This is a genomic window from Streptomyces sp. MK37H (genome assembly GCF_018035285.1).
GTDB classification, from domain to species: domain Bacteria; phylum Actinomycetota; class Actinomycetes; order Streptomycetales; family Streptomycetaceae; genus Streptomyces; species Streptomyces endocoffeicus.
In genome coordinates, this window is record NZ_JAAAYH010000004.1 from 23,707 (window position 1) to 35,160 (window position 11,454).

At 67.8% G+C, this 11,454-nt stretch carries 10 protein-coding genes; 8 read left to right on the forward strand and 2 right to left on the reverse strand.

Features of this window, described 5'->3' with window-relative positions; all coding sequences use genetic code 11:
• Nucleotides 1-17: 17 nt before the first annotated feature.
• Nucleotides 18-227 (reverse strand): hypothetical protein, encoded by a 210-nt coding sequence (locus GWI24_RS44720; RefSeq protein WP_247615718.1) that lies wholly within the window; start codon nucleotides 225-227, stop codon nucleotides 18-20.
• Nucleotides 228-812: 585 nt separating this feature from the next.
• Between GWI24_RS44720 and GWI24_RS01500 the strand changes: the two genes are divergently transcribed.
• From GWI24_RS01500 to GWI24_RS01535, 8 genes are all read left to right on the forward strand, one after another.
• On the forward strand, nucleotides 813-1,850 hold the full coding sequence (locus tag GWI24_RS01500; protein ID WP_247615719.1) for a polyprenyl synthetase family protein: 1,038 nt from the start codon (nucleotides 813-815) through the stop codon (nucleotides 1,848-1,850).
• Between the two features lie 195 nt (nucleotides 1,851-2,045).
• Entirely contained in the window at nucleotides 2,046-3,200 is a 1,155-nt protein-coding gene (locus GWI24_RS01505) for a cytochrome P450 (RefSeq protein ID WP_247615720.1), read from the forward strand.
• A 79-nt stretch (nucleotides 3,201-3,279) separates the two neighbouring features.
• Nucleotides 3,280-4,107, forward strand: coding sequence for a 4-hydroxybenzoate octaprenyltransferase (locus tag GWI24_RS01510; RefSeq protein WP_247615721.1), 828 nt, complete (start codon nucleotides 3,280-3,282; stop codon nucleotides 4,105-4,107).
• A 14-nt stretch (nucleotides 4,108-4,121) separates the two neighbouring features.
• The gene (locus GWI24_RS01515; protein ID WP_210944058.1) at nucleotides 4,122-4,952 is read left to right on the forward strand and encodes an arylamine N-acetyltransferase; all 831 of its coding nucleotides are present in this window, start codon (nucleotides 4,122-4,124) and stop codon (nucleotides 4,950-4,952) included.
• Entirely contained in the window at nucleotides 4,952-7,072 is a 2,121-nt protein-coding gene (pabB, locus tag GWI24_RS01520; RefSeq protein WP_210944093.1) for an aminodeoxychorismate synthase component I, read from the forward strand. Before GWI24_RS01515 ends, pabB begins: the two co-directional genes overlap by 1 nt.
• Before the next feature lie 8 nt (nucleotides 7,073-7,080).
• On the forward strand, nucleotides 7,081-7,896 hold the full coding sequence (locus GWI24_RS01525) for an aminotransferase class IV (protein ID WP_210944059.1): 816 nt from the start codon (nucleotides 7,081-7,083) through the stop codon (nucleotides 7,894-7,896).
• A 13-nt stretch (nucleotides 7,897-7,909) separates the two neighbouring features.
• Nucleotides 7,910-8,839, forward strand: coding sequence for a diiron oxygenase (locus GWI24_RS01530; protein ID WP_210944060.1), 930 nt, complete (start codon nucleotides 7,910-7,912; stop codon nucleotides 8,837-8,839).
• A gap of 40 nt (nucleotides 8,840-8,879) precedes the next feature.
• The gene (locus GWI24_RS01535) at nucleotides 8,880-10,289 is read left to right on the forward strand and encodes a class II 3-deoxy-7-phosphoheptulonate synthase (protein ID WP_210944061.1); all 1,410 of its coding nucleotides are present in this window, start codon (nucleotides 8,880-8,882) and stop codon (nucleotides 10,287-10,289) included.
• A gap of 153 nt (nucleotides 10,290-10,442) precedes the next feature.
• Here the strand turns inward: GWI24_RS01535 and GWI24_RS01540 are convergent, their stop codons facing one another.
• Entirely contained in the window at nucleotides 10,443-11,453 is a 1,011-nt protein-coding gene (locus GWI24_RS01540) for a 1-aminocyclopropane-1-carboxylate deaminase (RefSeq protein WP_210944062.1), read from the reverse strand.
• Between the last annotated feature and the right edge of the window lies 1 nt (nucleotide 11,454).

Consider the following 11,454-nt stretch of genomic DNA (forward strand, 5'->3'; position numbering starts at 1 on the left):
CCTGCTCGGCCTGAGAGTTATTCGGCAATCTTGGCACAGTCGACCCGGTCAAAGTGTGGCAGTTCCTCGCCGTTCCATTTACGTGGTGCGTCGGGGGGAAGGTCCGGTGCCGCCGCGTCGGCAACCGTCTCGACGATGACCGTCTGGTCGGGAGCGTGTCCGTAGGTGCCCTCGGCCTCCTCGTGGTCCGCGTCCCTGGCCAGCGGCAACGTCCGCCCGCCACTCATTCCCACTCCGTTCCGTGCCATGACGTCCCAGTCGGAACGCGTGGCTTGCGTTGCCGGACAGGGCATCCACGCCGGTCGGTAGAAACCGAGTCCTTCTCAGGAAGTCTTGTCTGCCGTCGAGTGCCGGCTTAATGGACCGGACTCGAAGTACGGCCTTGGTGCCGCCCAGCGGCTACCAATCTTCAGGGTAGTCTAATCCAGTCCTTACGCCGTCTTCTTTGGGGTTTTTCCTAAAGTCGAGGATGCCCACGCCGTGTCGTTGACACGACGGGAGGGGTCGTTCAGGATGGCGGACGGAACGATCACGTGAATTCCGGTGCATCACTCCAGGTTCAGATTGTGCGTAGACGCCGGAGTTGCCTACGTATTGACCTGTTGTGATGTCGGGTGATCATGAGCTTTGCGCAAGCGTTCGTCTATCGACAGTTCGCCGAGGTGTCACCGCGCGGCGAGGTGGGGCAAGGGCTGAGAAGGTATTTACGCAACATATCCAGCACAGTGATTTTCAGTGGTGCAATTCGCGAACCCCATGCGCGTAGGTTCTGACCAGGAATTGGGAAGGCGCGCGACCGGAGGAGAATCCCGATGAGCGCACTCGACACCTCGTCGACCGAACTCCAAGCCTTCCTGTCGCCGAGGATGGTGCAATCCACGGTATCGCCCGTGATGCGGCAGCAGGTTTCCGCACTGGAGCCGACCCTGGCCCGGATCTGCTCTTACCACCTCGGTTTCATCGACGAACACGGTGACCCCGGCAGTGCGGAGGGCGGCAAGCTGACCCGTTCCGCCCTCATGATGCTGGCGGCTGTTGGAGTCGGCCTGCCGCCGGAGGACGTGCGGTGCCAGGCGGCGGCACTGGAGTTGCTGCACAACTCGACCCTGATCCACGACGACATCATCGACGCGGACGAGCTGCGTCGCGGCCGCCCGGCCGCGTGGAAGGTGTTCGGCGCCAGTCTGGCCATCCTGGCCGGGGACGCGTTGCAGGCTCTTGGGCTGCAAATGGTCGTCGACGACCCCGGTCCCGGCCGTGCGGAAATCTCCAGCGTGTTCGCCGAAGCCATCGGTCTGGTTCTCGCGGGCCAGGCTCGCGAGCTCACCGTCCGGCTGGGTCCGGGCACCGGCATCGCGGAGTACGACCGCATCGTGGAGGAGAAAACGTCCGCGCTGCTGGAGTGCGCACTGGTGACGCCCGCACTGCGGGCGGGTAAACCCGAGCACGTCCTGGCTGCCCTGCGCGGCGCGGGCAGGCATTTGGGCCTCGCTTTTCAGATCTTCAACGATGTCGAGGACATCTGGGGCGACCCCACAGTGACCGGCAAGCCCGTCCGGAGCGACATCCTGCGGCGCAACCCGACTTTTCCGGTGCTGGCGGCCTTGTCCGTCGACAGCCCGGCCGGCGAACGACTGCGCCGGCTGTGGCACGCCGACGGCACCACGGAGGCGCACCTCCAGGAGATGGCCGACCTCGTCGAGGAATCCGGTGGCCGGCACACGGCCGAGCAGCTGTCCCGCAGCCATCTGGACTCGGCTCTGGAGTACCTCGGACGAGCCGAGCTGTCCCCGGCCGCGTCCACGGAACTGACCGCCTTGTTCGACCGCATCGTCAATCGCACGCCATGACCCGTAACTCCCGACAGGGACGGCATCTGGATCGGAGTACATGATCATGGCCAGCACCCACGACAGCCCGGCCCCGCCCGTCATCCGCGGTCGAAGCACACCGGGGCGACGAGTTCCAGTACATCGTGATCGTCCTCGACCAGGTGGTCTGAACCTCGATTCCGGCGGAGGCCGTCAGTGAGTACCCCAGCTCAATTGCCTTTCGAGCAGACGAATGTGCTGCAACTCGCGCCAGGGCTGCGCACGCTCCAATCCCAGGGCGCGGTCCATCGGGTTCGTACTGCCGAGGGCGACGAGGCGTGGCTGGTCACCGGTCATGCCCAGGTGGCGCAGTTGCTCGACGATGACCGGCTCGGCCGCTCCAATCCCGATCCGGAGGCCGCGGCGAAGGACAGCGGGTCGGCGCTTCTCGCCAGCCTGCTGGGCGACTTCGCCACCGACCACGCTCGGTTGCGTGCGCTGCTGGAGCCGCACTTCTCACCCGAGCGGATGCTGGCGCTGCGGCCCCACGTCGAAAAACTGACCGGGCGACTCCTGGACGAACTGGCCGGGCAGAAGCCACCGGTGGACCTGCGCCAGACGTTGGCGCTGCCGCTGCCGATTCAGGTGATGTGCGAGTGGTTGGGCGTGCCCCAGGAGGACAAGGACCAGTTCGGCAGCTGGACCCAGGACGCCGCCAACGTCGGGGACCCGGTCAGGTCCAAGCAGGGACTGGGCGAGTTGTTCGGCTATTGCAGGCGACTCGTCGCGGACAAGCGGCAAAATCCTGGCGATGACGTGATCTCCAGGATCTGCGCGACCGAGGGGATCACCGACAACGAGGTCCTCGGGCTGACGGCGTTGTTGCTGTTCGGTGGCTATGAGACCACGGTGGCCCGGATCGGCACCTGTGTGTCGCTGTTGTTGGCCAACCCCGAGCAGTGGCAGGCGTTGCTGGACGACCCGGGCCTCGTCCCCGGCGCGGTCGAGGAAACCCTGCGGATGTCGATGCCGAACCCGCACAACGGTGGCATGCCCCGTTATGCGCTGACGGACTTCGAGATCGACGGAGTCACCATCCGGACCGGCGACTTCGTGATGCTGAACATCATCGCGGCCAACCACGACGAGACGACCTTCGCCGACCCCGGCCGGATCGATGTCGCTCGCGACACCACGGGCAGCCTCGTATTCGGGCGCGGCGCGTACTCCTGCGTCGGCGCGATGATGGCCCGGATGCAGCTACAGGTGGTGCTCACCCAGCTCGTCGCGCGATTCCCCACCATGCGTCTGGCTGTCGGTGTAGAGGAGTTGGGGCTGCGCCACAACACGCTGATCGGCGGGTTGATCCAACTTCCGGTGACATGGTGATTGGATCCTGATGCTGCATAAAATATCTACCGGCGTCGTCACGAAGAGCCCGGATTCAGCCCGCGCGTATCTCCTGTTGATGCGGCTGGACAGGCCTACGGGGTACGTGCTCTACCTGCTTCCAGGGCTGTGGGCTGTCGTCCTCGCCTCCGGGCGACGACCAGACCTGCTGACGGTGGTGGTTGTCGCTGTCGCCGCGGTGCTGGTGCGCGGCTTCGCCTGCGCGGTCAACGATGTGGTCGACAAGGACATCGACGCCCGAGTCGCCCGCACCGTGTCGCGTCCTGTCGCGTCGGGGACGATCAGCGTCGGGAACGCACTCCTGTTCGCCGCCGCACAGGCCGTGGTCGCACTGCTGGTCCTGGCGGTGGCGAACGTGGAGACAGCCCTGGTCGCCGCGGCCTCGTACCCGTTGATCGTCGCGTACCCCTTCATGAAGCGCATCTTCTTCTGGCCCACGGCGTTCCTGGCGCTGGTGATGAGCTTCTACGTGTACGTCGGCTGGACGGCGGCGACCGGGAGCGCCGACTACCCGCTCGAGGCGTACGGCCTGTACGCCGGCGGGGCCTTCTGGACCCTGATTCACGACGCGATCTACTCCCATCAGGACAAGGAGTACGACCGGAAGATCGGTGTCAAGTCTTCCGCTCTGCTGTTCGGCCAGGCCACCAAGGCGTGGCTGGCGGTTTTCGGCGTGCTCAGCGTCGGCGGCGTGCTGTGGGCCGGTTCCCAGACGTCGATCGGGTGGGCGTTCTACCTGATCGTCGTGGGCGCGGCAATCTTTCTGTCCTATCTGGTCGTACGTGTGGACCTGGACGATCCGAAATCGTGCTGGGACGCCTTTGTCGCCAACACCTACTTCGGTTGGATCATTCTCGCGGCCGTGGTCGCCGGGCAGTTCACATGAAGGATGAGCTACGGGTGACAGATTCGATGTGGCAGGGGAGTGGCGTCGACCTGGACGCCTATCTGACCCGCGTGGGCTACCAGGGCGACGTGGCTCCGGACCTCTCCACGCTGCGGGGTCTGCACGCCGCCCACGTCGACGCGATCGCCTTCGACAACCTCGACGCGGTGCTTGGGCGGCCGACGGTGCCGTTGGACCTGGACAGCGTCCAGGAGAAGATCGTGCGACAGGGCCGCGGCGGCTGGTGCCTGGAACAGGTCGTCCTGGTGGCGGCGGTGCTGGACCGGATCGGCTTCACGTTCTCGGCGTTCGCGGGCAGAACACGGATCCGCACCGGGAATAAATTCGGTCCCGCACTCCACGTCGCCCTGTGCGTGCAGCTCGACGACGAACGCTGGCTCTTCGACGTGAGTTTCGGTGCATACGGGCCGCACGTCCCCATCCGCCTCGCCGAGAACTCGCGGCTGGACGGCGATTGGCCCTTTGACCTGGTGCGGGAACCGAATGGTGAATATGTGCTGCGGTTCCTGCGGCCGGAGGGACCGGCAGAGCTCTACGGTTTCACCACCGACGCGCGCTATCCGTCGGACTTCGAGCTCCTCAACCATTTCTGCCTGACTCACCCGCGCTCGCCGTTCAACCACCGGATGGTCCTCCAGCGCACACAGCCCGAAGTGAGGCACCTCCTCGCCGGCAGCACTCTCACGGAAATACGTCCCGGGGAGCCGGCGATCTTCCGGGAACTCGACAAGGACGAGACGCTTTCCGCTCCCGAGGAGATCTTCGGGATCACCTTGGAACCGGGTGACGTCCAGGCGCTCAGGAAAATCTTGGACGGTCCGTGATGCGTACCTTGCTGCTGGACAACTATGACTCGTACACCTTCAACCTGTACCAGTTGATCGCCGACATCAACGGCCAGGAGCCCGTCGTCATGGTCAACGACGATCCGAAGTTGTCCAGCCTGCGGCTGGAGGACTTCGACAACATCGTCGTCTCACCCGGCCCTGGACGGCCGCAGAACCCCCGCGACGTCGGCCTCCTCGGTGACCTGCTGCGCCGCACCACGCTGCCCGTGCTGGGCGTCTGCTTCGGCCATCAGATGATCGCGCACCTGGCCGGAGCGTCGGTGGTCGCCGCGCCCGAACCGAGACACGGGCACCTCGCCAAGGTCTCCCACGAGGGAGATCCGCTGTTCGCCGGAATTCCGAGTGAATTCGTCGCGGTTCGCTATCACTCGCTGTGCGTGCGGGAGCCCCTGCCCGAGGAACTCGTCGCCACCGCCTGGGCGGACGACGGTGTGCTCATGGCGCTGCGTCACCGTGATCTGCCGCAGTGGGGCGTGCAGTTCCACCCCGAGTCGATCGCTTCCCAGTACGGGCGTGAGATCCTGCAGAATTTCGCCCAACTGACCCAACTGAACCAACTGACCCGCCGGACGCAGCACGGACAACGGCCGTCCGTCACCGACACCACCGCCGTCACCGCGCCGGCCGACGACACGCCCGGCGCGGTCGAGGAACTGGGAATCATCAGCACGGTCGTGCCGACCGCTGCCGATTCCGAGGCCATTTTCCTCAAGCTCTTCGACAACACCCCGTACTGCTTCTGGCTGGACAGCAGCCGGGTGGAGGAAGGCCTGTCCCGGTTCTCGTTCCTCGGTGACACATCAGGCCCGCTCAGCGAGATCCTGACCTACCGCACCGGCAGCGGGACAGTGGAAGTGCGCGATGCGAAGGGCGTCGACATCGTCCCCGGCAGCGTGTTCGACGTCCTCGAACAGCGGTTGCGCGAACGGCGCATACCCGACTCGGACCTGCCGTTCGACCTGACCGGCGGCTACGTCGGCTACTTCGGCTACGAACTCAAGGCCGAATGCGGGGCCACGGCCCGCCACACCGCCGAAACGCCGGACGCCATGTGGATGTTCGCCGATCGCGTCATCGCGGTCGACCACCAGGAGGGACTGACCTACCTGGTGGCCGTCCACGACGAGAAGACCCGGCGCGACGCGCAGGAGTGGGTGGAACGGACGTCCGCGCTCCTGATAGGCCTGAAACCGGCCGACGCCGAGCCGCCGCGCGAACCTGCCGCCGGCCCGCCCCCGAATGCCGAGAAGTACCTCGGCCGCGGCCGGAGCCAGTACCTGGCGGACATCACGGAGTGCCGACGGCAGCTGAACCTGGGCGAGAGCTACGAGATCTGCCTGACCAACCAGTTGCACATGCCGTTCCATGACGACGACACCTCCTTCTACCTGAGGCTGCGCCGGGCGAACCCGGCACCGTACGCCGCGCTCCTACGCCTCGGCGACGTCACGGTCTTCAGCTCCTCGCCGGAGCGGTTCCTGCGCGTTGAGAGAGACCGCACGGTCACCAGCAAGCCGATCAAGGGCACAGCTCCTCGCGACGCCGACCCGGTGCGCGACGCCGAACTGGCCGCCACCCTCGCCACGAGCGCCAAGACGCAGGCCGAGAACCTGATGATCGTCGACCTGTTGCGCAACGACCTGGGCCGGGTGTGTGAGGTGGGCAGCATCGAGGTCGACCCGTACCTGGCCGTCGAGAGCTACGAGACCGTGCACCAACTGGTCTCCACCGTTCGTGGACGGCTCGCCGACGGGGCCAGCGCGATGGACTGCGCCCGGCAGTGCTTCCCGGGCGGGTCGATGACCGGGGCGCCGAAGCTGCGCACCATGGAGATCATCGACCGCTTGGAGACGGAGGCCCGGGGTGTCTACTCCGGCGCCCTCGGCTACTTCGGCCTCTCCGGCGGCACGGACCTGAACATCGTGATCCGCACCGCGGTCCGCGTCGGTGACCGGTTGACCATCGGAGCCGGCGGGGCCATCGTCCTCGACTCCGACCCGCATGAAGAGTACGAGGAGATGCTGCTCAAGGCGGCAGCGTCGCTTCGTGCCTGGCGTGTGCCGACGGTGTCGGACGTGGGCGGCTCCCCACGATGAACACGGCGATGAACACAGCGACAGACCAGGGCGTCCGCCGGTGGTGGGACCCCGATGGCGGATGGTCGACGGCCGACGCCGCCGGGACGGTGCTGGTCATCGACTCCTGGCTCGTGGACGAGGGGCGGGTGCGGGGACTCGACCGGCACGCCGAACGCTTCGGAACGGCCTGCGACCGGTTCTCCGAACCGGGAGCGGAACAGACGAACCGGTTCCTGCGGGCGGTCGCCGAGTCGTTGCCCGCGCGAGGCCGATGGTTTCCTCGCGTCGAACTCGTGGAGATCGGGTCGGGAACGCGGCTGCGGATGTGGCTGCGCCCCGCGCCACCGCGCACCGCGACCGTCCGGTTGTGGACCGCGGCGGGACCCGACCGTCGTCGACTGCCGGCCGCCAAGGGCGCCGACCTGGACCACCTGGCTTCCCTGCGCGCTGCCGCGGCCACGGCGGGAGCTGACGAGGCGCTGCTGGTCTCGGCGGAAGGGCATGTGCTCGAAGGGGCGTCCACGAGCATCGTCTGGTGGCGGGGCGACACGCTGTGCGGGCCACCACCCGGCCCCGGCCTGCTCCCCGGGATCACCCGCGCCCTGCTCGGCGAGCTGGCCGGTACGGCAGGGCACCAGGTCGTCACCGAGCAGGCCACCGCGCCGGATCTCGCCGGCGTGCCCGTCTGGACGCTGAACGCCCTGCACGGCATCCGGCCGGTCACCGAGGGGCTGGGCCGGTTCCAGGACACGGACGCCGCGGCGGCCGAGCGCTGGCAGTCGCGCCTGGCCGCGCTCGCCGTTCCGGCCGGCGCCTCCCTGATTCCTGTGGTGAACCCATGAAGGAGGTTTCCCGATGACCGCGGCACGTGAAGAAGCCGAGTACGAGCGCGACTTGCTGGTGCAGCTGACGCGCCGCTGGGGGAAGCGAGTGGCCGTCAAGAAGGACGAGCTCGACCTCGACGGACACTTCGACACGGCGCTGCCGGACTTCCCCGAACACCTCGTCCCGGTGCTGGGCCTGCCGGGCGCCGACCGGCTCGACCGGGACGCTCGCGAGCGCATCCTGTCCGCGGCGTGGATCGCCTACAATGCCAAGACCGCGGCCATCGAGGACGAGATCATCCTGCCGGCCTGCCGACTGATGCTGCAGGAACGGATCCCCGTCCGCCGCGACGACGTCGCCGTCGACGCGCTGCACCAGACGATCATCGATGAGCATTACCACATCCTGATGTGCCACAACGCCGTCGGCGTCACCCGCAGGCGGCGCGGCCTGGAGGACGTGCGGTTCGCGCCGGGCGTCTGGTCGGTCGTCCAGGGACTGGACGCGGTCCGCGTCGGGCTGTCCGGGTTCGACCGCGACATCGTCGACATCGCGTTCTCCCTGGCCGCCGAGACGACGATCAGCGGTTTCCTCTCCACACTCGCCACCGCCCAGGAGATCCAGCCGATGAACCGGATCACCACCGATCTGCACCGGCGGGACGAGAGCGGACACGCGGTGGTGTTCCGCGAGTTGTGCGGCTCGCTCTACCGGAACCTGGACGGCGCACAGCGGCGGATGTTCCGCGAAGCGCTCGTCACCGGGCTGACCGCGTTCCGCTCCGCGGACCTGGACCCCTGGGTGACCGTGGCGGCCCAGGGCGGCTTCGAGATCGACACCAGTCAGTTGAGCGAGTGGGCCGCGTCACGTCCCGCGCCCGCGCGGGACACCGGACCGTTGCAGCTGCTGCTCGACGACCTGGGCATCAGCCACGACCTCGTCGAGATGGTCCAGCGCTGACCGCCCCGCACCGCCCAGCCATGAGAAGCGGACGGAGATCATGTTGACCCTCACCGGCGAAGCCGCCGCGCACTGGCGGACACTCGTCGCCCATCAGCGGCCGGAGTGGCCCAGCCTGGCTGAGCTCGGCGACGTGGCGGATCACCTGGCAGCCTCGCTCCCGTTGGTCACGCCACAGGAGTGCGACACGCTCACCGCACAACTCGCCCAGGCGGCGCAGGGCAAAGCGTTCCTGCTGCAGGGTGGCGACTGCGCCGAACGCTTCGACCGCCTCTCGACGCAGGCGATTCACAGCAAACTGCGCCTCTTGCAGCAGATGGCCGTGATCCTGACGTACGCGTCGGCGGTGCCGGTGGTCAAGGTGGGCCGGATGGCCGGGCAGTACGCGAAGCCCCGATCCCGGCCGACCGAGACCGTCGACGGGCGCACGCTGCCGGTCTACCGGGGCGACGCGGTGAACGGCATCGGCTTCAGCCAGGCCGAACGACGGCCGGACCCGGCCCGGCTACTTCGGATGTACGACGCTTCGCGCTACACCCTGGACGTCATGCGCGCATTCGCCCGTGGCGGCACCGACCTACGCCAACTGCACAAGGAGAACCAGGACTTCGTCTCACGCTCGCCTGCCGGTGAACGCTACGACGAACTCGCCAGTCGAATCGGCCAGGCACTGTCCTTCACGGAAGCGTGCGGCGGCGATCCGTCGCGCACCACGGAGTTGTTCGCCAGCCACGAGGGACTGCTGCTCGACTACGAGGCCGCGCTGACCCGCTACAACCCGCGTTCCGGCCGAAGGTATGCGGGCAGCGGCCACATGTTGTGGATCGGCGACCGCACCAGACAGCCCGACGGCGCCCACGTCGCCTACTTCGCGACCATCGACAACCCGATCGCGGTGAAGCTGGGCCCCGCCACCACGCCCGCGCAGGCGCTGGCCCTGATCGACCGCCTCGACCCCGACCGGCGGCCCGGCCGGCTGACGTTCATCGTGCGCATGGGGGCACACCGCGTGCGGTACCTGCTGCCGGAGCTCGTGGAGAAGGTCACGGCTTCCGGCGCGCCAGTGGTGTGGGTATGCGATCCGATGCACGGCAACACCTTCGAGGCGCCCAGCGGGCACAAGACCAGGCGGTTCGACGACATCCTCGCCGAGGTCGCCGGCTTCTTCGAGGTGCACGAGGCGCTCGGCACCCACGTCGGCGGACTGCACGTGGAGCTGACCGGCGAGGACGTGACCGAGTGCGTCGGCGGAGGCGCCGATCTGGGTTTCGACGACCTGCACCGCAGGTACGAGTCGGCGTGCGACCCGCGCCTCAACGGAGGCCAGGCGCTTGACCTGGCCTTCCTGGTAGCCGAGATGTTCAACCCGGGAGCGACCGGCGCCGTGGCGCCGGACGCAGCGGTGAATGCCGCGGCCTGGGGCGCAAGTCACAGCAATTCTCCCTCCTAGTCCGGCGCCCGGGGCTGAGGGGCGGCTTCGGGGCCGGCGGATCGGGCCTCATGTCCTCCATGATCGTGTCCTTCCAGATCAATGTCCGGTCCAGGAGCTCGCGGCGGCAGGTCCAGGACGGGTAGACCTCACCGACCACTCGCCGGTTGACGTCTACCCGAGCAGGGCGCTGTAGCCGTTCAGCGCCGGCTGCCCGCCGAGGTGGGCGTAGAGCACCTTGGCGTCCTTGGCGATCTCGCCTCGGGTGACGAGGTCGATGAGGCCCGCCATGGATTTGCCCTCGTACACCGGGTCGGTGATCATGCCCTCGGTCCGCGCGGCCAGCCGCATCGCGTCCATGGTGGACTCGTCCGGGATGCCGTAGGTGCCCGCGTGGTAGCGCTCGTCGAGCAGGATCTCGTCGTGGGCGAGCTCCCGGTCCAGGCCGATGAGCGACGCGGTCCCGCGGGCGATCCGCGCCACCTGGTCCCAGGTCTCCTTCGGCTTGGCCGAGGCGTCGATGCCGAGGATCCGCCGCGGCCGCCCGCCCAGCGCGGCGAATCCGGCGATCATGCCGGCCTGGGTGCTGCCGGTGACCGCGCACACCACGATGGTGTCGAAGAAGACCCCGAGCTGCTGTTCCTGCTCCGCCACCTCGAACGCCCAGTTCGCGAAGCCCAGCCCGCCGAGCCGGTGGTCCGAGGCGCCGGCGGGGATCGCGTAGGGCTTGCCGCCCGCCGCCTCGATCTCCGCGATCGCCTGCTCCCAGCTCTCCTTGAACCCGATGCCGAACCCGGCCTTCACCAGCCGCACGTCCGCTCCGGCGAGCCGGGACAGCAGGATGTTGCCGACCTTGTCGTACACCGCGTCCGGCCAGTCGACCCAGCTTTCCTGGATCAGCACGCACTTGAGCCCCGCCCGGGCCGCGACCGCCGCGACCTGGCGTGTGTGGTTGGACTGCACGCCGCCGATCGATACGAGCGTGTCGCAGTCCTGCGCCAGGGCATCGGCCACGAGGTACTCCAGCTTGCGGGTCTTGTTGCCGCCGTAGGCGATGCCGGAGTTGCAGTCTTCGCGCTTGGCCCAGATCTCCGCGCCGCCCAGGTGCGTGGTCAGGCGCTCCAGGCGGTGCACCGGCGACGGGCCGAACAGCAGCGGGTAGCGGTCGAAGTCGTTGAGAGACAAG